General features: G+C 31.7%; 19 protein-coding genes. All 19 read right to left on the bottom strand.

Annotated elements, in window-relative coordinates; all coding sequences use genetic code 11:
- The 19 genes from ACNQF8_RS12815 to ACNQF8_RS12725 all read right to left on the bottom strand — a co-directional run bounded on the left by ACNQF8_RS12815 (nt 1) and on the right by ACNQF8_RS12725 (nt 24508).
- A complete protein-coding gene (locus ACNQF8_RS12815; RefSeq protein ID WP_417951588.1) occupies nt 1–186 on the bottom strand; it encodes a CsbD family protein in 186 nt (61 codons plus the stop codon).
- Nucleotides 187–363: 177 nt separating this feature from the next.
- On the bottom strand, nt 364–585 hold the full coding sequence (locus tag ACNQF8_RS12810) for a hypothetical protein (protein WP_315207615.1): 222 nt from the start codon (nt 583–585) through the stop codon (nt 364–366).
- Nucleotides 586–752: 167 nt separating this feature from the next.
- Nucleotides 753–1517 (bottom strand): DUF4382 domain-containing protein, encoded by a 765-nt coding sequence (locus ACNQF8_RS12805; protein ID WP_417951589.1) that lies wholly within the window; start codon nt 1515–1517, stop codon nt 753–755.
- 199 nt (nt 1518–1716) lie between these two features.
- A complete protein-coding gene (locus tag ACNQF8_RS12800) occupies nt 1717–2601 on the bottom strand; it encodes an MlaD family protein (protein WP_417953690.1) in 885 nt (294 codons plus the stop codon).
- 18 nt (nt 2602–2619) lie between these two features.
- Nucleotides 2620–3396, bottom strand: coding sequence for an ABC transporter ATP-binding protein (locus ACNQF8_RS12795; RefSeq protein ID WP_417953689.1), 777 nt, complete (start codon nt 3394–3396; stop codon nt 2620–2622).
- Between the two features lies 1 nt (nt 3397).
- Nucleotides 3398–4156, bottom strand: a complete 759-nt coding sequence (locus ACNQF8_RS12790) for an MlaE family ABC transporter permease (RefSeq protein WP_315207756.1) — start codon at nt 4154–4156, stop codon at nt 3398–3400.
- A gap of 103 nt (nt 4157–4259) precedes the next feature.
- Nucleotides 4260–4715, bottom strand: a complete 456-nt coding sequence (locus tag ACNQF8_RS12785; RefSeq protein WP_417951592.1) for a PA2169 family four-helix-bundle protein — start codon at nt 4713–4715, stop codon at nt 4260–4262.
- Between the two features lie 168 nt (nt 4716–4883).
- Nucleotides 4884–5105, bottom strand: a complete 222-nt coding sequence (locus ACNQF8_RS12780; protein WP_315207605.1) for a YidH family protein — start codon at nt 5103–5105, stop codon at nt 4884–4886.
- A gap of 44 nt (nt 5106–5149) precedes the next feature.
- Nucleotides 5150–5533: a hypothetical protein gene (locus ACNQF8_RS12775; protein ID WP_417951593.1), complete on the bottom strand. Its 384-nt coding sequence runs from the start codon at nt 5531–5533 to the stop codon at nt 5150–5152.
- Between the two features lie 142 nt (nt 5534–5675).
- A complete protein-coding gene (locus ACNQF8_RS12770) occupies nt 5676–8078 on the bottom strand; it encodes a glycosyltransferase (protein WP_417953688.1) in 2403 nt (800 codons plus the stop codon).
- Nucleotides 8071–9114: a glycoside hydrolase family 130 protein gene (locus ACNQF8_RS12765; RefSeq protein WP_417951595.1), complete on the bottom strand. Its 1044-nt coding sequence runs from the start codon at nt 9112–9114 to the stop codon at nt 8071–8073. The genes ACNQF8_RS12770 and ACNQF8_RS12765 overlap by 8 nt, the downstream gene beginning before the upstream one ends.
- Before the next feature lie 407 nt (nt 9115–9521).
- Nucleotides 9522–9995 carry a Dps family protein gene (locus ACNQF8_RS12760; protein WP_417953687.1) on the bottom strand — a complete coding sequence of 158 codons (474 nt, stop codon included), beginning with the start codon at nt 9993–9995 and terminating at the stop codon, nt 9522–9524.
- A gap of 251 nt (nt 9996–10246) precedes the next feature.
- Nucleotides 10247–11308, bottom strand: coding sequence for a class I fructose-bisphosphate aldolase (locus ACNQF8_RS12755; protein WP_417953686.1), 1062 nt, complete (start codon nt 11306–11308; stop codon nt 10247–10249).
- A 56-nt stretch (nt 11309–11364) separates the two neighbouring features.
- Nucleotides 11365–12453, bottom strand: a complete 1089-nt coding sequence (locus ACNQF8_RS12750; RefSeq protein ID WP_417953685.1) for an alkene reductase — start codon at nt 12451–12453, stop codon at nt 11365–11367.
- A gap of 363 nt (nt 12454–12816) precedes the next feature.
- Nucleotides 12817–13152: a DUF892 family protein gene (locus ACNQF8_RS12745; RefSeq protein ID WP_417951599.1), complete on the bottom strand. Its 336-nt coding sequence runs from the start codon at nt 13150–13152 to the stop codon at nt 12817–12819.
- Nucleotides 13153–13509: 357 nt separating this feature from the next.
- Complete coding sequence (locus ACNQF8_RS12740; protein WP_315207589.1) at nt 13510–13704, bottom strand: hypothetical protein; 195 nt, start codon at nt 13702–13704, stop codon at nt 13510–13512.
- 290 nt (nt 13705–13994) lie between these two features.
- On the bottom strand, nt 13995–18170 hold the full coding sequence (locus tag ACNQF8_RS12735) for a chemotaxis protein CheB (RefSeq protein ID WP_417953684.1): 4176 nt from the start codon (nt 18168–18170) through the stop codon (nt 13995–13997).
- 240 nt (nt 18171–18410) lie between these two features.
- Nucleotides 18411–20813, bottom strand: a complete 2403-nt coding sequence (locus ACNQF8_RS12730; protein ID WP_417953683.1) for a response regulator — start codon at nt 20811–20813, stop codon at nt 18411–18413.
- Between the two features lie 107 nt (nt 20814–20920).
- Nucleotides 20921–24508, bottom strand: coding sequence for a response regulator (locus ACNQF8_RS12725; RefSeq protein WP_417953681.1), 3588 nt, complete (start codon nt 24506–24508; stop codon nt 20921–20923).
- Nucleotides 24509–24526: the final 18 nt, after the last annotated feature.

Below are 24526 nucleotides of genomic sequence, written 5' to 3'. Positions count from 1 at the left end.
TTATATGGACTTTATAATTTTTAGAATTTCTTCTTTGGTTTTACCCAATTTAATTTGGAGTTTTCCCAACATTTCTTCTTTTTTATCTTCTGTGAAAAATAAATCATTATCGGTCAAAGCTGCAAATTTTTGTTTTAATTTTTCTTTTTGCTCTTCCCAATTTCCTGTTAGTTCTATTGAATTCATTTTTTTGTGTGTATTGTATGCGAAATAATTTTCACTTTACAAAGTTGGCGCGTTTAAGGCCTAAATCAGTTATATAACTTTTGTGATTAGTTGTTATATTCACTGATTTTATAAAAAGATCAATAAAAATGGAGTGTACACTTATATCATTTTTGATTACTATAACAATAAACAGTTCTATTGGTTTGAATCGGGGTTATGATTTGGAATGTATTTTTTCAATATGTTTTCTAGTGATTCATAATAATCCGTTAGTGTTTTAATATTTATTTCAGGATTTGAAATATCAGGAATAGTTACGGGCATCTCTGATAAATATTTAGATAATTCGGGATAATAATTCCGAATTTTCATAGTAATTTCAAGAATAGCGTCATTAAGTTCTTTTTCTGTTTTCATGATGAATTAAATTTTAAGATTATTTGGTAAGGCACTGTTTATTTAAGTGTAAAAAATAAAATCATTAAAAACATCGCATTATGGAATGATGTTTTTAATGATTTTAAATGTATTAGGTTGTTAATAATGTTGCTTTTGTATTATAAAGCAACATTTATACAATCATCTTATAATATAATAAAAGCGCCTATATCAGTTGTTATACCGGCTGTAACTACGACATCAGTTTTTGTTACAGGCAATGACGGTAGAGCAGGAGTGATGGTAATGGTATAGGTCCCAGGAGGAAGTCCCATTACTAGGAAGTCCCCATTTTCATTTACATTACTTGTATAACTTACTGCTGTTGATGAGGTTGCTTCAACTACTGCCATAGTTCCTATTGGAGTAATTTTACCTTTTATAGAACCGCTAATAGCTTTTTCTATTGTTCTAATGACCGGTTTTAATTGGTATCCGCCATTTCCTAATTTAACCACTGATTTATTGGCATCAAAGTCCAAAAGGACAGTATACAATATCCCTTCTTGAAGTGTTTGGTTAACTTGAAGTTTTAATCCGCTTTGTTCGGCACTTGGTGTACTCAAAGGATAACTTACACCATTAAGAACTACTGTATTATCAGCACCTAGAATAAGTCTTATTTGTTTCACTGAAGAAATTTCCAGTGAATCAGTTGCAAGTAATGTATCGACACCATTAGAAAATTCTAGTAAGTTATAAATACCTTTTTCTACATTTAGTGCTACAGTTTTGCCATCTTCACCAATTACTTCTACACCTTGTATGTCTACATTCACTTCGTCGTATGGTCCAGGAGCATCAGTCAATCTTACTGCATACGGGTAACTCGCATTTGTATCATCATTGTTACAAGAATAAATTAATAATCCAAGCATGATGAAAGACAGAATAAATTTCATTTTTTTCATTTTCATTTTCATTTAAAAGTTCAAAATATTTATAGTTTTGTAAAGGTACTCCGTGCTTTAAAATCAAATGTTATATAACTTTATTAAAAAGTTGTAGGATTCTCACTTCTAGGTGTTTAAAAATAAGTCTTTTCTTAATTTAGTGCGCTTAAGGATAACTATTTCAAGATATTGCTATCCAGTGTTATGCTTCAAAAAACTATTTTATAGTATCAAATTTTGCACCTATATTTAATTCCTTTTTCATTTCTATTTCCTCTTGATTTTCAAGCTCATCCAGTTTTTTCTCTTCAGCTTTTTTCTTTTTATTGAAATAGCCTCTTAACAGGAAATTATGCTTTGCAGCTTCTATAACTTCATTAAGTCCTTCCGTTCCTGTTTTTACATTTGTTAAAGTAGAGTCAATCATTCGGCCCATTTTTTCATCACTTACTAATTTTGAAAGCGCGCCTTTCCCATCATTCATTTTGACAGTAAATTTTTTAAATTCATTAGAACTGTTCTCAAGATTTGTAACCATATTTTTTATACTGTTTCCAAATTCTTCATCGGAGACTAATTTAGATAAAGCGCCATTTCCATTGTTCATGCTATAACTGAACTGAGCAAGTTGAGCTGTAATTACACCGGCATTATCAACACTCTTTTTGACGCTGACCATTAAATCTTCCATTTCTATAGCTTGCTTTGAAGCAATATTATCATTGTCTTCTACAATTACTTTAGAGTTTTTTCCAGACGATATTACTAAGACTTTATCTCCCATTAAACCATCAGAACTGATACTTGCAATAGCATCTTTCTTGATATATTTACGAACTTCTTCTTTTATGACTAATTTAATCACCACAGAAGTATCCGTAAGAAATTCAATTTCTTCGACAGTACCTATGTTAATACCCGAAAAACGAACATTATTCCCTACTTCGAGTCCATTCACCGAATTAAATTTTGAATTCAATTCAAATGTAGAGCCAAATAAATTTTTCTGTTTTCCAACAAAATATATTGTTGTAACAAAAAGTGCCAACCCTATGATTACAAACATTCCTAATTTCCATTGATATCCAGATTCTTTATTCATTTTATATTTTTTTATTGGTTATAGGAAAAAAGAACGAACCCATTCGTCATCACTTTTTTCTAGTTCTTCGTAAGTTCCTTCGGTATGTATTACACCATCTTTTAGAATCACAAGCCGATCAGCAGTGTGTTTTGCACAAGCCATATCATGGGTAATAATAATCGAAGATGTTTTATGTTTTTTTTGGATTTCTAATAATAATTCGCTGATTTCTCTTGAAGTTATCGTGTCTAATCCAGTGGTAGGTTCATCATATAATATTATTTCAGGTTTGAGAATAAGAGTTCTCGCAAGTCCAATTCTTTTACGCATTCCTCCTGATAATTCCGATGGCATTTTATCGATTGCTTCACTTAAACCTACGCTTTCCAAAACGTCTTTTATTTGATTTTCTAATTCTTCAGCAGATAAATCTTTAGCATGTCGTTTCAGCGTAAATCCGAGATTTTCTCGAACACTCATGGAATCATACAACGCTGCATTTTGAAAAAGAAAACCTATGCGGACTCTTATTTCATTAAGCTCAGTGTTATCTATTTTTGTGATATCAGTGCCAAATACATTTATTTCACCTTCGTCAGCAACTACTAAACCAACTATACATTTTATAGTTATTGATTTTCCAGAACCTGATTTTCCCAATACCACTAAATTTTCTCCTTTATTTACAGAGAAAGTAACTCCTTTTAACACTTCATTACTCCCGAAGGATTTATAAAGTTCTTTTATTTCTATTACTGGATTATTAGTTTTAGAAATAGGAGTAGGAGCTGTTGTTGTTATTTCTTGTATCATTTTAGAAAAATAAATCAGTTATTTGTACAGCAAGCATATCAATAATAAATATTGTTAATGAAGCAGTAACTACGGCTGAGTTAGCCGCTTTTCCAACACTTTCAGTTCCATTAGCCGCATTAAATCCTTTATAACAGCCAATCATTCCAATAAAGAAACCAAAGAAAAAAGTTTTCATAGTCGCCGGAAAAATATCTAAAAAAGTAATTGATTCTAAAACTTGTGAGAGGTAACGATACATATTAACATCACTATGAATATTTATACCTACATATCCTCCTATAATCCCAATACCATCGGCATAAATCACTAAAAGCGGAATCATAAGCGTTGTGGCTAAAATCCTTGTAACAACTAGATATTTATACGGGTTTATTGCCGAAACTTCCATTGCATCTATTTGTTCTGTCACTTTCATAGAACCTAATTCAGCACCAATACCGGAAGAAACTTTACCAGCACAAATCAAAGCGGTAATTACGGGAGCAATTTCCCGGATTAATGAAAGTGCAACCATACTAGGCAACCAGGATTCTGCACCAAACTTGGCTAATGTTGGTCTTGATTGTAGCGTAAGTACTAAACCCATTATAAATCCCGTGATGGTAACTAGTGGCAAAGATTTATACCCAATAACGTAACATTGTTTTATGAATTCCTTGATTTCATAAGGAGGCCTAATTACTTCTTTGAAAAAACGCGATGCAAATAATGTAATTTTGCCTACGTCATTAAAAGTTTCTTTCAAATAGCTGATTATACTTTCTTTTTTGGCGGCTACTATACTATTCATTGGTTTTTGTGTTTTTTATGGATGCGAATTAAGTGTTGACTTAAAGGAAATTAGAAAAAAAATATTTGCTTTAAGACAACATTAAATCTCCTAACTTTTTTACCTTATCATGATGCGCAGTTAAAAGAATTTGCTGTGATTTAACGATGATAAGAAGCTCAGCGGTAAGATGATCAAAATTATCAGCCAAGGTTTCTTTATAGCTTTTTATAGCTACAAATTCTTTATATTCAAGAGTTTTCAAAATATTTTCTCTGTCTTTATTAATAAGACTTGCTTTGAGATTTATCCAAAGTCTCACAAAAAAGCTATTTTTTTTAATTATATCCACAGGAATTCCGCCCATTTTTTGAACTTCTTCTGCCAGTTCTGATTTAAAAATTTTACTTGTTTGTTGGAATTCACAAAACAAATCTTTTAAATCACTTTCTTCGGTAACTATTGCTGCAGTTTCATAAACTTGAATTCTATCATTATTGATTTCAATAAGATTATTTAGTACTACAATTGATTTCTCTTTATTCATCTTATTATACTTTAAGAATAACTAAACTTAGCTTCTATTTTACGAGGCTTTATTTAAGATAATCTGCTTTGCAAAATTCTTTATAATTGTAGCTAAATGTGTTATATAACTTTTATATAATGTTGCATTATTCACACATCCAATAAATTAAAACTCTAATTATCAGAATTAAGCTTCTTTTTTATTGCTTGCCACGATTAAAACGACACCACCTACTGCAAGTATAATTCCTATAATTGGAGACCAACTTATAGGATGATTAACTTCCTTGTTGATTTGAATAGGACCTATATCAACTACTTTTTCGGTTGTTACATAATTAAAACTGGTGTACAGTAACATAATTATTCCTAAAATAATCATGACGATTCCTATGGTTCTTATTTTCATTTTTAAAAGTTTTTAAGTTGATTTATAATTGTATAAAGTTTTGATTATGCTCTTGAAAAGTATTCTTTGACAAAATTATGTTGCTGATTTTCGTCCATTTTATCAGTGTCTTTAATCTCGAATTTAATTTTTAAAAAACGGGTGTCTTCACTCAAGAGATCAAAGAGTTCTATTTTTGCATCAGTTGGTCCAAAAAGAATTACACGTTTGTAATTTTTAATGGCTTCTCCAATTTTTTTATAGTATTCAAAAAGTTGTTTTTTCTCTTTACTAAAATTTGAATTTTCAGATTTCGCTAAACTTTCAATTTTTTCCTGATTGTCAAGTTCGGATTCAATGGTTTCTATTTCAAAATGCTTATTGGTAAATTCCATTAAATGAGCCATAGAATGATCCATCCAGATGCCTAATTTTTTTGTTGTTTTCATAGTTATTTTTTTAGTGTTGTATATAATAGAACTGTTATTATAATTAATGAATTACAATAGTTTAAAGTTCAGTCATTTAATCTAAAAAAATATTATATTACTATAGCTAAAGATTACATAATTTACATATTTGTAAATTATATTAATGAGTAAGATTCATTTTTATTGAAGGTAATTTTGCTAACTTATTTGGATTTCCAATGTGTACGGGAATAGTTTTCCCATCTATTCTTAATGATTTTTCTATTGTTAATCGTGCCATCAAATAGCTCACTGTTGACTCTGCACCTTGATTTAGATTTATATAATCCTCTTCTAATCCGTCATAACATCCTCCAGTACAAGGATTGTAAATAATCTGGTGCAAATGATTGTTTCCTAGAAACCAGTTAAAAGCAGTTTCCATTTTTTCGAGGTATTCCTCATTTTTATAAACAGTAGCAAATTTTCCTAATGCCAGAATAGTATATGCCACATCAATAGGTTGTTCGCCGCCTATAGGACTCGGAACCAATTGATTTTCTTTTTTCAGCCATCCTTTATTAGAAATTACCTGAATCCTGTTTTCTAGAAAAATTTTGGAAAGAAGAAAGTCAAAGGATGATTTTGCAACTTCTTTATAAATTAATTTGTCTGTGGCTAACCAAGCACAAAGCATTGCTTCCGGCAAAATGCTATTGCCATAAGTAAGATAACTTTCAAACCAATCCCATTCCTTATCTGCTTCATGTTTGTACATTTGCACTAACCTGTCAGCTAATTTATTAATTATAGCAATGTTTTGTTGTGACGCGCTTTTTGTATTGTAGTAATACACTCCTTTGATTATGAAACCCATTGTTCGTGTGGAGTGAAATTCAAAAACATTTTCTAATGCACTTTCCATGGTAAGAGCAGCATCTTTAGCTAATTCTTCGGGAAGAATGCCGCTAATGGAATTTAGATAGCCTAAAGCCCAAATAGCTCGTCCATTTGAGTCTTCTAAGTTTGTTTTGTAATTTTGTTTTGTGAAATTATATTCTTCATTTATATAATTTAGAAAATATCCATTATGTTGCAAACAATATTTTATAAAATCGAAATAGATCTGGATGTATTTTAAATCATTATAATCCTTTGTCAATTCATATTGTTGGCATAATGCTACCATGGCTCTCGCATTGTCATCTAATGTATATCCAGAATCAATATCCGGTTGATTAATCTTTGAAAATTGAATCATTCCAAAAGAAGTGGTAAGCTTTTTTATATGATCAAGATTAACTTTTGGAAGTTTATACTGTAAGTTGAAGTTTTTCTGTCCAATTTTTTCAAATAACATTGCATGAGCAATTGCCGCATTTTCCCAAGCGGTAGGAGCAATTCGATGTATCCCGTTTGAACCCATATTTTTTCTTAACGGCTCATCAAGCAATAGCATATTTGTTTTTTGAGCTAATTGTTTTGGATTGTCAAAATCAATAATAATTCCGACATCATTCTTCAATACTTCACATGCATGGGGAATAGGAGTTGAAATAATTGGGCAGCCACAACTGATAGCATACGAAAAAGTTCCACTTACTGCTTGATTTGGGTCTTTGGAAGTAAACAGGTAAATATCAGTAAGTTGTAAATATTCTAAAAGTTCAGCTAAAGGCAGAAAATGATTTATAAATTGAACATGCTCCTGAAGTTGTAAGTCTTCAATCTTAGCTTGAAGCATCAAACGGTATTTTTCGCCTTCTTCTTTTACCACTGAAGGATGGGTTTTTCCAATAATTAAAAAGACCACATCTTTATTCTTTTTTACTATTCTAGGTAATGCTTCTAAAGTAGTTTCAATGCCTTTTCCAGAGCTTAATAACCCAAAAGTTGAAAGAATTTTTTTCCCTTCTAATTGGTATTTTATTTTTAATTCCTCTTTGTCAGAATGAGGTACTAAATGAGTTCCGTGCTGAATTATTGTTATTTTATTTATTGCTATGCCATAATCTTTAACTAATAACTCCGCAGCTGAATTTGTCATTACAATTACTGAATGTGCTTCTTCTGCTATATCTTGAACATTTGTTTTTAATGATGGATTTGGTCTGGGGAGTACGGTATGGAAAACAATAATTACAGGTTTTTGAAGTGTTTTTGTAAACTGTTTTAAACTAGCTTCATTGTTTTTAAATAATCCAAATTCATGCTGAATCAGCACCATTTGTAAATTATTATTAATATTAATTTGATTTGCCAAATTGATAAAGGCATTCGGATGATCTGTATTGAGAATGTATTTTATAGCATCAGTATAATTATGTTGCTCATTATTCGATTCCAAAGGACAAATTTTTATTTTAAAAGAATTCTGAAATTTATTATTCAGCGCTTTAATCAAGTCTTGAGAATACGTTGCAATACCACATTCTCTTGGAGGATATGTTGTGATAAATAGTATTTCAGGCAACTCTTTTTTTGTGTCTTGATGCAGTGAATTATTTAACACATTTCCATAAGTTTTCTTTGAAATATTTATGGATTGTATATTTTGACGTTTAAGGATGATTTTATTAATCATGATCTATAGTGTTTAGCATTAATTCTTTTAGTAATTCAGATTGATTAAGAGAGGCACAGCCAATGCGCTTATCGGCCGCACCATAATAGATATAGAGCGTATCACCAAATAAAGCCGTGCCTGAAGGGAAGCATACATTATTTACATCTCCTTTTAATTCCCAACTTAGTTCAGGTTTAAATAGAGGATAGGGTAATCGCGCAATTTCTTTTTGAGGATTGTTTAAGTCAAGTAATGATGCACAGGCGGAATAAACAAAGCCTTTTATAGTATCTTCTACACCGTGATAGATTAATAACCAACCAAATTCCGTTTCAATAGGAGGGCAGCCTCCTCCGATGTAGCTTGATTCATGGTCGTATTTTGGTGCTAAAAGAATAGTATCTTCAAAATCCATAAAGTAATTTTTCCAAAATTCAGGTGTGAGTTCCGCTATTTCATTTACAGTAACAACAATTTGGATATCAGGCTTTATTCGATGTAAAAAGCAAAGCATTCCATTAATTCTTCTTGGGAAGAAAATTAAATTTTTATCCCAAAGGAGCACTTTTCCTCCGTCTTTTCTTCGCACGGCTCTCTGTCGATTATAGCGAAAGTATTTTTCACTTTTTGGTTTATGAGATTCAGAGAGCTCAACAAATTCCTGATAGGTTATTTGTGCCACGATTATGCCTTGTTTTTCCCATTTGATTAAATCTTTGGATAAAGCCAAAGCACCCAAAGCATTTATACCATCATAGGCAGTATAAGTTAGATAATATAAATCATCGATTTTTACAATGCGCGGATCTTCGACACCATGAGACTCATAATCAAATTCAGGGATAATAACTGGGGTCTCGTTTCGGTTGTCAATAGTAAGTGGTCCGTCTAATTTACAATAACCAATACTTGAAAAATTCCCATTGCTTACTGCCCTGTAAAAGAGATGGACATTATTTCCTTCTTTTATTGATGCAGGATTTAGCACAGCTTCATTTTCAAAATCGAGTGCCGTTTTTTGAATTATAATGCCTTCTTTTTTAACTGCTACCATAGTAATTGTTTGTGAAAAAGATTATTTGATAATCCTTAAGTGAAATTATGTTTTTGGATAATGCATGTACTTAACTAAGAATATAAAGGTCGATTTCTTATCCCTGAAATGTGTTATATAAATTTTTATATTACTTATACTATTCACTGTTTTAGACACTAGGACTGTTATGTTTTTTATCAAAAAAGAAGATTTTAATTATTGGAACCAAAAAGGGCTATTGTAAAAACAATAGCCCTTTAACAAACCCAAAAAAACCAACCTAACCTTACTATTTTTATAAATCTACTGTTGTTGTAGATTTATCTTCCTCAATTTTTTTAGGAGTTATTTTACCAACTCTACAATGACTTTTTGAAGCTGAATAAACTTCGTTTTCTGAATTTTCCATTTGTTTATGTTTTCTATTATTCTAAATATCTTCTTAGTGTCCAAGCCATTGTTTCGTGTGCTTCCATTAAACCAGTAAGGAAATCAGCAGTTCCTGCATCCTTATTTTCTTCGGCACTTATATCAACATCTTTTCTAAGATGAATAATAACTGTTTCATGATCTTCTAATAATTCTGTAACCATTTCTTTTTGAGATGGGTAATGATTAGGCGATTCTTTAATTATAGTTAAATCTGAAAACTCTTTCATTGTACCAATAGTTTTCCCCCCTAATTTGCCGATGCGCTCTGCTATTTCATCTATTGAAGCTTCCAGTTGTGTATATTGACCCTCAAATAATTTGTGAAATTCCATAAAACTTTCGCCAGAAACATTCCAATGAAATTTTCTTAATTTAACATATAGTGTCATTTCATTCGCTAAAACTGATGATAGGATAGAAATGCTATTTTTTAAATGTTCTTGTGTAATTCCAATTTGTGGTTTCATATTTTCTATATTTTATTATTTGATAGATGCTACTTTTTAAGTATTTGTACACGTTTTTTGAAATTATTTCAACTGTGCACAACAATTAGTAAAGTATTATAATATTACAAAGGTCATTTTATTCCTATCTAAAAGTATTATAAAATTGTAAAAATAAGTTACATGATTCACACTTTTTGGTGGTGTAAAAGCTATATAGTCAGCATTTTGGTTTGTTATTGAAGTTTTTGTTCCATTTATAAAAGCATGTTTTATGCAATAGAAACTTCTTTAGCAAGGTAAATTTCCTGAACAGCATTTATCAGTTTTACGCCTTCGCCAAAGGGACGCTGGAAAGCTTTCCGGCCCATAATCATTCCGGCACCGCCAGCTCGTTTGTTAATGACCGCAGTTTTTATGGCTTCAGCCAAATCAGTTTTGCCTTTAGATTCCCCTCCAGAATTAATCATACTGATTCGCCCAGAGAAACAGTTCATTACCTGATAGCGGCATAAGTCTATGGGATGATCGCTGGCTAATTTGGTATACATATCAGGATTTGTTTTGGCAAATTTTATTGCCGTAAAACCGCCGTTATTAGTAGGTAGCTTTTGTTTAATAATATCAGCCTGAATGGAAACACCTAAGTAATTAGCTTGACCGGTAATATCAGCAGCGGTATTATAATCGACACCGTCTTTTATGAACCCATCATTTCTCGAGTAACACCAGAGTATGGTTGCCATACCTAAATTATGAGCTTCTTCAAAAGCTTTTGCTAGTGCTATAATTTGTCTGTCTGATTCCGCTGAGCCAAAGTAAACAGTTGCGCCCACAGCTACAGCTCCCATATTCCAAGCGTCTCGAACACTTCCAAACATGATTTGATCGTATTTATTAGGATAGGTTAGGAGTTCATTGTGATTGATTTTTACCACAAACGGAATTTTATGCGCATATTTTCTGGATAACAGTGCAAGTCCTCCCATTGAAGAAGCCACTGCGTTGCAACCAGCTTCAATCGCTAATTTTACAATATTCTCAGGGTCAAAATAAATAGGGTTTGGAGAAAATGAACTTCCTGCTGTATGTTCAACTCCTTGGTCTACTGGCAAAATAGAAATATAGCCTGTACCTGAAAGTCGCCCATGTTGGTATAATTGTGTCAAACTTCGTATCGTTTGGCCGTTTCGATTACTGGATAAAAAAACGGTATCGATATGAGAGGGATTGGGCAAATGAATTTGATCCTTCGGAATTGTTTTACAGACATGATTCAATAAAGAGTCTTTTTCATCGCCTAATAAAGCTAATAATTGTGCTATATCTTTCATTTACCTTAGATTTAAAATGATTTGAAACAATGTTTAGCATTCAACATATTCTTTTATCAACCTTTATAAACGGGATAATCAGTATATCCTTTCTCATCAGCTGAATAAAACAAATCCATATTAAGGTCTTGTGATAAAGGCCAATTATTTTCAAATCGTTCCACTAAATCAGGATTATTTATAAAGGGACGACCAAAAGCGACCAAATCTGTAAGTCCGCTTTCAATAGCTTCTTCGGCGCTTTCTTTGGTATAACCGCCACAAAGGATTAGCGTATTTTTGAAATTATGACGAATCAATTTTTTGATTTCCAAAGGAACTTCTGGTGCTCCCATAGCGGAATGATCTACAAGATGAATGTATGCTATTTCCAGCTTGTTCAGTTCTTTAGATAAATAATCATAAGTAGCCTCTATTTCAGGATAATGCGGCATGTCACTTGCTACTCCATAAGGTGATAAACGAATCCCCGTTTTTTCTTTTCCAATAGCTAGTGCAACTGCAGTGGCAACTTCAATAACAAAACGGCATCTGTTTTCAATGCTTCCACCATAAACCTCTGTTCTGATATTACTTACGGGCGAAAGAAATTCTTCCAGTAAATATCCATTTGCTCCATGCAGTTCTACACCATCAAAACCCGCTGATAAAGCATTTTTTGCAGCGGTTACATATTCTTCTTTTGCATTCAAAATGTCTTGGACAGTCATTTCTTTTGGTACTGAAAAATCTTGAAGTCCTTGTGAATCAGTCCACATTTGCCCCGCTGCTTTTACTTGAGAAGGTGCTAATATCTCCGCTTCTTTAGACATATTAAGCGGATGGCTAATTCTTCCGGAATGCATTAATTGAATGATTATTTTACCTCCTTTTTCATGAACTGCGCTGGTGATTTTTTTCCAATCTTCAATTTGTGGAGTATTAAAAAGTCCAGGAATTCGAGCATATCCAAGACCGTTTGGTGACGGAGAAGTTCCTTCTGTTATGATCAATCCGGCACTTGCGCGCTGCTGATAATATTTTGCCATTAATTCATTAGGAATGTTTCCAATTGCTCTACATCGTGTCATGGGTGCCATAACAATTCGATTTTTTAAATCAATAGAACCTACTTTTTTTGGTGTGAATAATGGATTTGTTTTCATGTTTTAAAGCTTAAAAAGTTGATATAAAGATAATTATATTTAATGGTATCTTTATTGGAAAAAGAAATAAATTAATTACTAAAATGCCTTAAATGAGGTTGTTATAAGCTTAAAAACAATTCTATTCATGCAGTTTAAATTGCACAAATAAAATTGCTCTTAAAAATTAAGTTAGATACTATTGTCTTTTAAAATATTCTGATTAACAGGTATCAAGCTCGTGTACCACTTCGTTGGTCATAGGCGGAAGGTTGGAAAACCCCTATGTTCTTGATGCTGTTGCGCCAACCTGGCAAACCAGAAAACAGACTATCTGACAAAATGGCAGTATTGTTTTATGCCTCTGGACTATTACTGACTTATTTATCCTTTAGGTGTAATTGATCCATACATTGCATCATATTTTAGTATAATATCTGTTTCCCCAATTGAACAAAAAAAATCTTCTAATCGTTTTAGATGATCTAATGTAAATTGCAAATGTACTTTGAGTGCATCGACTAATTCATCAGTAGTTGCATTCTTAATCATTACAGGTATAGATAGCATCAGTGCTTTTTCACTAAAGTAAATTTCTTTTAACTCGTCTACAAAAATATTGCGACAATTTTCCTTTGTCTCAGGTATAGTATTTTCTGAATTTCCTTTACCTTCTTGCAACTTTATTTTTTTAATAGTTTTGGTGGCTGTACTTTTCATCAGTTTCTATTTAATTATTGTTTAGAGGTGTTTAGTAAAGTTCCGTTTTTAAATCTAAAATTCATTATATAATTTTTACAATGAGTTGTAAGATTCACTTATATACTATTATAAAAAAGGAGGATTTAATAAATAAAATGAGATATTTTGCACTGTAGAAATAACTTCTCTCGACTATTTTAAAAAGCGGAGAGAAGCTATTGTAGCTATAAATTGCAACGATTTAATTCTAAATTTATTTGAGGAATTTTTAATGCACCATTTGGAAAATAAAGATTAAAAGCTAATCTAAATTATTTTGTTCCCCAGTTTAAAGGTATTAAATATCAAAAATATTGGTAAAGACTATGTTGTAATTTATGATTCGTCTTTAGTTGTACGAACCAAGCTAATTCCTGAAACGAAGAAAATAATACCAAGTACGCCATAAATAATTAGTGATTTAACATCTGTCATGTCGCCAGATGTTCCAGCAAATAATATTGCGGTATAAATAAGTCCACCTATTCCAAGTGCCGTAAGTAATGCTCCAAAGATTCTTTTAAGATTCATAATTTTATTTTTTAAAGATTGATTTTGTAATTTATTTTCATGTTTAACTTTCGATGTCTACTTGATTAAAAGAGAAATGGTTTGAGTTATATTTTTTTCAAACATTTGTGCTTGAATTAATTACAAAGCAAATGTATTTCGGTTAGACACTAAAAGTGTTACATAATTGTCAATAAAAGTTATATCATTCACACACTTCAAAAAAGGGAATCTAATATTTAGGGATTAATGTTGCATTAAAAAAGAATTTGAGAACTGCTAAAGACCTTTTTAATTTATTTAATAGGATTTTATTTTGTCAGCTCAACAATTTTTGCAAATAGTAATTTTTCATCGATGGGTTTAGCAATATAATCATCCATTCCTACAGCTTTACATTTTTCTAAATCAACTGTTGTAACATCCGCAGTTAAGGCAATGATAGGGATTTTTAAATTCATAGTATTACGAATGTATTCTGTAGTTTCAAACCCATTCATTACGGGCATTTGTAAGTCCATTAGAACAATATTATATGATTTTTCCAGAAGTTTTTCAATAGCAATTTTTCCATTATCAGCTATATCGCGCTCAAATCCAAAATCATCCAAAATGGTTTTCATTAATAGTTGATTGAGCGGCATATCTTCTACAACCAATATTTTTATATTTTTCACTTCAGTATTTAATTCTTTTAGGGTAGTTTCTAATTCAGCATCTATTTTAGTTTTTTGAAAAGGCAAAGTAAAACTAAATGTAGAACCTTCATTGATTTGGCTTTTTACACGAATATTTCCTCCTTGTGATGTGACCAGCTGTTTAACAATGGCGAGTCCTAAACCTGTACCTCCATAAAGACTGGAAGTTCCGTTAGTAGCTTGTTGAAAGTTTTCAAATATTAAATCAATATTATCCTGTGGAATTCCAATTCCACTATCAGTGATTGCAAATTCAATAATTACTTTTTCTTCATCTTCAAATAATAAATTGATACTGACCTCAATTTTGCCTTTAGAAGTAAATTTCACGGCATTGCTGACTAAATTCAAAATAATCTGGTGTAATCGGATAGAATCTCCTAAAAGTACAGCAGGTATATTTTTGTCATAACTAGTAACTAATTTTAAATTTTTTTCTTTAATTTTTGTTTCAAATAATTGAAGCATTGAAGTTACAGAAACTTCCATTTTGAAAGGCTTTTGTTCAAAAGTCATTTTACCAGCATCGACTTTTGCTAAATCAAGTATGTCATTAATTAATGCAATTAATGTATCGCCACTCATTTTTATGGCATTTAGATATTCTTTTTGTTTTTCAGATAAATCTGTTTTTAATATCACTCTGGTAAATCCAATGATTGCATTCATAGGAGTACGGATTTCGTGACTCATATTGGACAAAAATTGTTGTTTTGATTTCATCGCATCTTCTGCAATTCGTGTTGCTTCTTCAGCTTTACTTTTAGCTTCTTCAGCTATTAAAGTTGCCAATTCTGCAAATACTTTTGATTCTATTAATTCGGTCTCAATTCTTTTTTGATCGGTTACATCTCGGGCAACAATAACTGCACCCAGAACATTTCCATTATCATCCTTGTAAACGGATCCGTTTAATAATACATCAGTGCGTTTTCCATTTTTGTGAATTAGCTTGAGTGGAGAGTTGTTAATAAAGCCTTTAGCAAATACATCTTGATAAATTGTGCGTGCTTTTTCAGGTTCAGTAAAATAGCCAAAGAAATCAGTTCCTTTTAATTTTTCACGAGATATACCTGTAATATTTACTGAAGCTCGATTCATATCTGTAATCTTTCCTTCATTACTAATTGTAATTAAAGGGTCAAGACTTGCTTCAATTAGATTAAGAAAATATTTTTCTTTTAGATAATAACGAGAACGGTCCGTAATATCTTCTATAGCAAGAAGAATCAATTGTTCGCTGTTTGTTTTTTGAATAATCAAATGAGCATTGAGGAGCATTATTCTTTCCCCAATTCCAGAAAAAGTGTGCGTTACTTCAAAATTTTCGAAACTACTATTTTTCGAAAGTATTTCATTTAAAACCTGACGCAGTTTTATTATGTTCCATTGCTTATTGCCCAGATCAAATAATAATTTACCTTCCGTTTCGTCTTTGTCGACCAGAAATTTTTTGTAAAAAGATTTATTAGCTGATATTACATGAAAATTTTTATTCAAAATAAGCATTGGTTCATGTATAGTAGCAATAATAGCTTCAGAATACTCATGTGATTCTATTAATAAATCATGTCGCATTTGTAATTCTTGATTGGTCGAAATAAGCTCTTCATTAGTGGCTTCAATTTCTTCTTTTGAGGTCTCTAGTTCTTCATTCAAGGTTTGAAATTCTTCATTTGACGAAACTATTTCTTCATTTGCAGACTGTAATTCCTCATAAATAGTTTCTTGCGATTCAATGATTGAAATCATTTCTGTACGGGTACTATTTAACTCTTCGGTCAGTTTTTTTATTTTTAAGTCTTTGAGTGTTGTATTATTTTTGTTGTCAGAATCACTATCGATAAATTTTTCTATCAATTCCTGAGGTTTAAAAACAATAAGCAGTAAGGGTTCATCCCACTCAATTTTAAGGGGACAAACTTCAAAAGACATCATTCTTAAAACGGAATCTATTTTTATTTCAATGCCTGATTTGTATACGGGTTGTTTAGTTTCTATTACTTTATTAATCGCATTGCGAAGTTCAAAAGCAAATTCAGGCCGTGCCATTTTTAAGATATTAAGACTGGCTTTGCCTGAAGCATGTTCTAGGTAGGAAGAAACGGGACCTCTAAACTGCAAGATTTCCATGTCCTTATTAACTACTGCACATGCAGGCATGTAATTAGAAAGAAGCGTAGTATCAATAGCGTTTTCTAAATTTTCTTGATTCACACTTGTGTTTTTAGAGGAAACATTTGCTTTTTTACTGGACATATTAGTACGCGTAAAACGAGGTGTTAATTCAAGTATCTTTCTCACTCCCAAATTATTTTTTCGCGAAAAAATTTTAAATTTATTATTTAATAGAGTGAAAAGTTGTGATGATGTTCCTATACTTTCTGCTTTGCCAAGCATTAAAAATCCTCCATCATTCAAGGCAAAGTGTAGGGATGTAAAGACTTTTTTTTGTGCAGCTGAATCAAAATAAATAAGAAGATTACAGCAACTCACAAAATCCATACGTGAAAAAGGAGGATCGCGCAAAATATTGTGAGGTGCAAATATGCACATTTCACGAAGTTCTTTTATAATACGATAATTATCCCCTTCTTTAGTAAAAAAGCGGGACAAATACTTTTTAGGAATACCATCGATATCACTTTGCGAATATTCTCCTATTCGAGCATCCCTTATTGCTTCCTCGCTTAAATCAGTTGCGAAAATTTGAACAGGTATCTTATTCGTTTTATTTTCCTGTAATTCGTTAATAATCATTGCGATAGAATAAGCTTCTTGTCCTTTTGAGCAGGCGGGAACCCATATTCTCAGCGTATCTTCTGAAGATTTACTATTTAAAAGCTTTGGAAAAAGATTCGTTTTTAAAAATTTGAAGGTTTCAGTTTCTCTAAAAAAACTGGTTACATTAATTAATAAGTCAGTATAAAGAATTTCAATTTCATTGTTTTTATTAAGTAAAAGTTTTACATATTCCTCTACTGTTTTTATTCCATATTGCTGCATTTTATGGTTTACCCGTCTCTTGATGGTGGGCATCTTATAATGACTAAAATCTACTCCGGTTTGTTTGAGTAAAAGTTCAAAAATGGTATTTAAATCATAGCTGTTATTTTTAACGGCAATTTCATCTTTTTTATCTTTTTGTTTAGCATCATTTTTAAGAATACCATTTTTAGCGATGCGAATTATTTCAGTGGCAATTTCTTCAGGAGATAAAATAAAGTCTACCGCACCTGCAGCGATAGCAGATTTAGGCATACTGCTGGCTTTTGCGGTTTCGTCTTGTGCAAAGGTTATTCCTCCAGCATCTTTAATCGCTTTGAGCCCAATCCTACCGTCACTGGCATAACCTGAAAGTACGACACCTATAACATTTGCTTTGTGAGTTTCAGCTAATGAGGAAAAAAGAAAGTCTATGGTGAGGTTAGGAGCATTTTTTTTAATACGTGGAAGCAATTGAATATGCCCATTTATTACCTCAATTACTTTATTAGGAGGAATTATATATACATTATTGGGTTCCATTTTTTCCATGTTATCAATTTCCTGTACTTTCATTTCAGTAATCTTAGAAAGAATTGTAGTCAGTAAACTTTTATGGTCAGGATTTAAGTGTTGGACATAAATATATGCCATACCGGTATCCGAAGGTAATTTTTTTAATAAAAGACTAAAAGCTTCCAGTCCTCCAGCTGAGGCGCCTATAGCTACAACAGTAAAAGATTTTTTTTTGATTTCTTTTTCTGATGTTAATTTTTTAGGAGTTGGCTTTTCGACTAATTTCATTTTTAGGTCTGTATTTTAAATATATAGTTTGGATTGCGAACTATATATTTTATTAAAATTATTTCTGTAACCTAATTGCTATTATGTTGTTCTAAATAAACATGCTAAACGACAAGAGTTTTTGATGTTGTAGATTTTGTTTATCACTCTCCAATGTAAAGATATGCTTTATCTTTTTGAAATCTTTTTATATAAATAGGTTTATTTAATTATTGAAACTTATATTAATTACGTGTGAGGTCAAGTTACTTTGTTCTTTTTAATTGTGTTAAGTTCTTCCTCTAATTCGATACAAGTTTGCAGACAAACTTCTTCAAGTTGCAACACTAAGTCGTGTATCCCTTCTAATTGTTCTTGTACTGTGGCTAATTCCTGAATTTTTTTTGCCATATTCTCAAAATTTGAACCTATTCCCATTATTGAAAAAGAAGGTATCATTTTATGTACGGCGGCACCTAACAATTGCCAATTTTGCTCGGCTAAACTTTGTTTCATTGTGCTTATTAATGGAGGAGTTTGTGCTAAATATAATGAGATCATTTCCATCATTAATATTGGATTTGATTTAGTCCTATGATGTAAATATTCTAAATTAGTGTATTTTATTTTTTCAATTTGAATAGTACTAATTTCTTCTTTTTTATCAAGTTTAGATTTTTTTAATGTCCCTATAATTTTATTATATAACTCGGTTTCATCTACTGGTTTAGCAATATAATCATTCATTCCCACAGCTTTACATTTATCCACGTCAACGGTTGTAACATCAGCGGTTAATGCAATAATAGGAATTATTGAATGCATTGTATTCCTTATATATTTTGTAGCTTCAAATCCATTCATTTCCGGCATTTGCAAGTCCATCAGTATGATATCAAAGTCTTTTTCTTGGAGTTTTTCAATCGCTATTTTACCATTTTCGGCAATGTCAAGCTCAAATCCAAAATCATCTAAAAGTGTTTTCATTAGCAATTGATTAAGAGCAATATCTTCTACTACTAATACTTTTATATTTTTCATTTCTGAATCTATTTCTGCTAACTCATTTTCCAATTCTACATCGGAATTTGTTTTTTGAAAAGGTAATGTGAAACTAAATGTTGACCCTTTATGAATAGTGCTATTTACACGAATAGTTCCGTTTTGTGGTTCTATTAATTGTTTTACAATAGCAAGACCCAGCCCAGTTCCACCATACAAACGGGAAGTTTCGCTGGTTGCCTGTTGGAAATTTTCAAATATTGTTCCTATTTTTTCCTCGGAGATGCCAATTCCTGTATCGGTAACAGCAAATTTGAGTATTACTTTATCATCATCTTCATGTAATAAATCAACGCTAACAGTAATTTTTCCTTTAGATGTAAATTTAACGGCATTACTAACTAAATTTAAAATGATTTGATGCAAACGAATGGGATCTCCCACCAGAACATCAGGGATTTTACTGTCGTATTCCTTAACCAATTTTAAGTTTTTTTCCTGAATTTTGGTTTCAAATAAATGAAGCATGGCAGCAATGGAAGATTTCATTTTGAAAGGTGTTTTCTCAAATGTCATCTTACCAGCATCTACTTTTGCCAAATCAAGGATGTCGTTGATAAGTACGATTAAAGCATCACCACTTATTTTTATTGCGTTTAAATATTCTTTTTGTTTATCTGTAATATCTGTTCTGAGTACCACTTTTGTAAATCCAATGATTGCATTCATTGGTGTACGGATTTCGTGACTCATATTCGACAAGAATTGCTGTTTGGCTTTTACTGCATTTTCAGCTATGATAGTGGAGTTTTCCGCAAAAACTTTAGCTTCAATCAATTCTGTTTCAATTATTTTTTGATTAGTCACATCTCGGGCTACAATCGCTGCTCCCAGAACGTTTCCTTTATCATCTTTATATACTGAACCATTGAATAATACATGAATCAATTTGCCATTTTTATGACGAAGGATTAGTGGAGAATCAGCAACAAATCCATTTTCAAACACTTTTTGATATACTTCACGTGCCATTTGCGGTTCAGTAAAATAATCAAAAAAATCGGTTCCAATTAATTTAGGACGCGTTATGCCGGTTACTTTTACCGATGCATTATTCATATCGGTTATTTTCCCTTCTGTGCTAATTGCAAATAAAGGGTCATGACTTGCTTCAATAAGACTAAGAGAATATTCAGAACGTAATTTTTGGTCTATAAGATCAGTATTAAGTTTTTTCAGTTGTTCTGCCTGAACTAATAATTCCTGATTTTTAGTATGTAAATCCACAAAAACAGTCACTTTTGCTTTTAATATTTCCGGCGAAAGCGGTTTAATCATATAATCAACAGCACCTGCCTGATACCCTTTGAAAATTTGCTGAGAATTATCCATGCTCGCCGTTAAAAAAATAATCGGAACATGTTTTAGTTTTTCGATTTGGCGAATTAATTCTACGGTTTCAAATCCATCCATCATCGGCATTTGCACATCGATTAGTATGATGGCAAAATCTTGTTGGTGCAACAGAATTTTTAAGGCTTCATTACCGGAATTTGCTTTAACACATAAATAATTTTCATTAGAAAGTATTACTTCTAAAGCAAACAAATTTTCGGGCAAATCATCGACCAATAAAATTTTAACTGGGCTATTTATTTTCATTTCTAATTGTAAAAAAAAGTTTGAATGTTGAGTATCTACTAATGTTAAATACCAACAAAAAAATGTAACCTAAATGACATAGGGGATATACCGCCTTTGTGATGTTATTATTTACTTAACCATACGCGCATCAATGATAACAATCGTTCTACATCAATGGGCTTAGTGATATAATCGTTTGCACCAGCATCAATACATTTTTGTTTATCGTCTTTCATGGCTTTTGCGGTAAGGGCAATTATTGGTAAGTTTCTGAATTTTATCTGAGATCGTATTCGTTTCATTGCTTCATAACCGTCCATTTCCGGCATCATGATATCCATTAATACCAGATCAATATCAGTATGTGCATCCAGCTTATTCAATGCATTCTTACCATCTTCTGATTTTATGACTTCCATACCACGTTCTTGTAATATTTTGGATAATGCAAAAACATTTCGCATGTCATCATCAACCAATAATATTTTTTTGGAATGAAATATTGCTTCTTTATCATGCAAATTATTAATCATCATTTGTTTTGATTTTGGTAAATTGCTAATCGTTCGATGAAGGAAAAGAGCAGTTTCATCCAGTAATCTTTCTTCGGATTTTATACCTTTTATAATGATACTCTCTGCATATTTGTGAAGAAGATTGTTTTCTTCTTTTGTAAGTTCTTTTCCGGTATAAACAATAATTGGGGGTAGGTTGTGTGCTTTTACATCTCCCAGTTTATGAATAAGCTCAAAGCCTGTCATATCAGGTAATCCAATGTCAAGAATGATGCAATCAATATGATTGTGCTCAAACAATTCTAAAGCCTCTTTTCCTGTTCCTGCTTCATAACATTTAACATCACCATTACCAATGAGTACTTTCATTGCTTTTCTGGAATTTTCACTGTCTTCAATAATCAATAGGTTTTTTATTTTTCTATTGACAAAATTTTCAATCCTTATGAAAGCTTCTTCCAGACCATCTTTAGATATCGGTTTCATTAAATATTCTACTGCACCTTCTCTGATTGGTTCCAGCGAACGGTCATTTGCCGATATGATATGCACCGGTATATGTCTTACGGAAGGATTTTCTTTTAGTTCATGCAATACTTGTTTTCCTTTGATTCCTGGTAAACCCATATCGAGAATTATTGCTTGAGGTTTGTATTTTACAGCAAGCAATAAACCATCTTCTCCAGAAGAAGCTGACAAGCATTTGAATCCTTTTTTATTAGCTTGTTTTAAAAGTATAGCTGCAAAATTTTTATCATCTTCAATAATGAGCACTATTTTATCATCTGTGTTTATGGTATCTCTATCGTCTTTTATAGTTGGATAATCTAGATAGTTGATGTCATTTTCGGACCGTGGTGCATACGAAATAGGTTTTATTGGAATTTCATTGATAGACTCTTGTGTAGGGTGTATTTCCAGTGGAATAATGAGTGAAAAAGTAGATCCTTTGTCTAAATTACTTTTTACTTTTATTTCTCCTTCCAGTAATTTTGCTAGTTCCCGTGAAATAGAAAGTCCTAATCCTGTACCGCCATATTTTCTGGAAGTACCGCCTTCGGCTTGCTGAAAAGCTTCAAATATGGCAGTTTGCTTGTCTTCTGATATACCGATTCCTGTATCAGTAACAGAAATGTTCAAAGTAGTCACCGTATTTGGGTCAATACTTATAGTTACACTTCCTTTTTCGGTAAATTTTACAGCATTAGATAAAAGATTTTTCAGTATTTGATTTAAACGTTGTGAATCAGTGTGGATAAATTCGGGTATTCCTGCAGCTAATTTGCAAACTATCTTTAATCCTTTTTGCTCTGCCTGATGTTTAAAATCACGAAGAAGATTATCTGTAAAGTTTTTCAGTGCTACTTTTTCAATATTTATAGCCATTTTTCCGGCTTCAATCTTGGATAGGTCTAATACTTCATTAATTAGCACTAGAAGGTCATGACCACTTTTATAAATTATTTCCGCACTTTCAACCTGAACATCATCTAGGTTTTTCTTCCTGTTTTCGGATAAATCTTTAGATAGAATAAGCAAACTGTTAAGTGGTGTTCTTAATTCATGCGACATGTTTGCTAGAAATTCCGATTTATATTTGCTGCTAATTTCCAGTTGCTTGGTTTTTTTTTCAATATCATTTTTGGAAGCCTGAACTTCTTTGTTTTTTTCTTCTAATGATTGAGTCTGCTCTTCCAATTCTTCATTGGTCATTTGAAGTTCTTCCTGCTGTTGTTTAAGATTTTGTGCTTGTTGTTCTAATTCTTCATTCAGCTGTCTAAGTTCTTCCTGCTGTATTTGAAGTTCTTCTGCTTGATTTGAAAGCTCTTTGTTTGCAAAACTTAACTCTGCAGCTCGTTTTTCTTTTTCCTCATTTTGATAAGCAAGTTCTTTATTTGCAATGCCTAATTCTGCAGCTCGTTTTTCTTTTTCCTCATTTTGATAAGCAAGTTCTTCGTTGGCTATTCCTAATTCTGCGGCTCTTTTTTCTTTCTCTTCATTTTGAAAGGCAAGCTCTTTGTTAGCAATGGCTAGTTCTGCTGTTCTTTTTTCTTTTTCTTCAGCTTGTTGAATAGTATAAACGCTGATAGCAATACTGTTCATAGAAACATTGATAAATTCTTTTTCGGTTTCATTAAAATCAGTAAGCTTGCCTATTTCTATTACGCCTATGGTTTTTCCGTCAAGTAAAAAAGGGGTAATCAGCAAATGTTTTGGTTTTGCGTTTAATACGGACGAAGTAATCCGTATTTGATCATCAGATATATCTGCTAATGAAATTTGCTTTTGTTCCCAAGCAGACTGACCAATTAATCCTTCATTTAATTTAAAATTAACAGTAGTGTCATTACCAGACGAAAAAGCAAATTTGCCACTAAGCAGTAGCGTATTTTCGTTTTCGTTAAACAGGTAAACAGCGCCAATATTTGCTTTCAAATACGTACAAAGAAAACTTATCGTATTGTTTGCTAATTGCTCTATACTTTGATCTCCTATTAATTTTTCATTAAGTGCTGAGTTACCGGTAAGCAACCAGTTTTTGCTTGCAGTTTCCGACTCAGAATTTTTAAGCGCTTTTAAATTTTTAGTAACAATAGTATATACAACGATAAGAATCATAATAATAACTAGCAATAGAACAGCAAAAACAATATTAAATTTGCTGGCATCGTCTTGACTATCTTGTATCCTTTGAGCAAGTAAAGTGCCTTCTAATTCCTGCGACTCATCAACTATTTTTCTTATTTCATCTTGAATTTGTTTTCCTTCGCCCGAAGCAACAAATGCTCTGGCTTTTTCATAATTGTCTTTACGAAGGGTTATGCAAGTGTTTAAATTGTCAAACCGCATTTTTAGTTGTTTCGCAAGTTCCTCAATATTGTTTTGCTGATTGGGATTGTCTTTTGTTAATTCCTTTACTTTTTCAAGTTTCTCAATTGCTTTAATATTGGCAGTTGTAAAAGGTTTCAAAAAATTATCATCGCCCGTAATGACATAACCTCGTACACCTGTTTCTGCATCAACAGAAGACATGAGTATTTGTTCAAATTCATATAATACCTGATTGGAAACATTTACCAGAGTATTTGAAGCAACAAATTTTTCAGTGTTTTTAAAAGAGAAAATAGCAACTCCTAAAAGTACTAAAGCACAAGCAATAAATCCTATTACTATTTTTCTTCCTAGAGTCATTTTCATTTTGTTATTTGTAAAGTT

Source organism: Flavobacterium labens, assembly GCF_048286755.1.
Lineage (GTDB): Bacteria > Bacteroidota > Bacteroidia > Flavobacteriales > Flavobacteriaceae > Flavobacterium.
Note: the sequence above shows the minus strand (reverse complement) of the source record. Positions and strands in the feature narration are given on the sequence as shown.

Coding starts and splice junctions, on each gene's coding strand:
- ACNQF8_RS12730 (WP_417953683.1), bottom strand. CDS start 20,813: ATGAAAATAAATAGCCCAGTTAAAATTTTATTGGTCGATGATTTGCCC.
- ACNQF8_RS12750 (WP_417953685.1), bottom strand. CDS start 12,453: ATGAAAACAAATCCATTATTCACACCAAAAAAAGTAGGTTCTATTGAT.
- ACNQF8_RS12795 (WP_417953689.1), bottom strand. CDS start 3,396: ATGATACAAGAAATAACAACAACAGCTCCTACTCCTATTTCTAAAACT.
- ACNQF8_RS12740 (WP_315207589.1), bottom strand. CDS start 13,704: ATGAATCTTAAAAGAATCTTTGGAGCATTACTTACGGCACTTGGAATA.
- ACNQF8_RS12770 (WP_417953688.1), bottom strand. CDS start 8,078: ATGATTAATAAAATCATCCTTAAACGTCAAAATATACAATCCATAAAT.
- ACNQF8_RS12755 (WP_417953686.1), bottom strand. CDS start 11,308: ATGAAAGATATAGCACAATTATTAGCTTTATTAGGCGATGAAAAAGAC.
- ACNQF8_RS12810 (WP_315207615.1), bottom strand. CDS start 585: ATGAAAACAGAAAAAGAACTTAATGACGCTATTCTTGAAATTACTATG.
- ACNQF8_RS12745 (WP_417951599.1), bottom strand. CDS start 13,152: ATGAAAAGTACAGCCACCAAAACTATTAAAAAAATAAAGTTGCAAGAA.
- ACNQF8_RS12800 (WP_417953690.1), bottom strand. CDS start 2,601: ATGAATAAAGAATCTGGATATCAATGGAAATTAGGAATGTTTGTAATC.
- ACNQF8_RS12725 (WP_417953681.1), bottom strand. CDS start 24,508: ATGAAAATGACTCTAGGAAGAAAAATAGTAATAGGATTTATTGCTTGT.
- ACNQF8_RS12735 (WP_417953684.1), bottom strand. CDS start 18,170: ATGAAATTAGTCGAAAAGCCAACTCCTAAAAAATTAACATCAGAAAAA.
- ACNQF8_RS12785 (WP_417951592.1), bottom strand. CDS start 4,715: ATGAATAAAGAGAAATCAATTGTAGTACTAAATAATCTTATTGAAATC.
- ACNQF8_RS12775 (WP_417951593.1), bottom strand. CDS start 5,533: ATGAAAACAACAAAAAAATTAGGCATCTGGATGGATCATTCTATGGCT.
- ACNQF8_RS12765 (WP_417951595.1), bottom strand. CDS start 9,114: ATGGTAGCAGTTAAAAAAGAAGGCATTATAATTCAAAAAACGGCACTC.
- ACNQF8_RS12760 (WP_417953687.1), bottom strand. CDS start 9,995: ATGAAACCACAAATTGGAATTACACAAGAACATTTAAAAAATAGCATT.
- ACNQF8_RS12780 (WP_315207605.1), bottom strand. CDS start 5,105: ATGAAAATAAGAACCATAGGAATCGTCATGATTATTTTAGGAATAATT.
- ACNQF8_RS12805 (WP_417951589.1), bottom strand. CDS start 1,517: ATGAAAAAAATGAAATTTATTCTGTCTTTCATCATGCTTGGATTATTA.
- ACNQF8_RS12815 (WP_417951588.1), bottom strand. CDS start 186: ATGAATTCAATAGAACTAACAGGAAATTGGGAAGAGCAAAAAGAAAAA.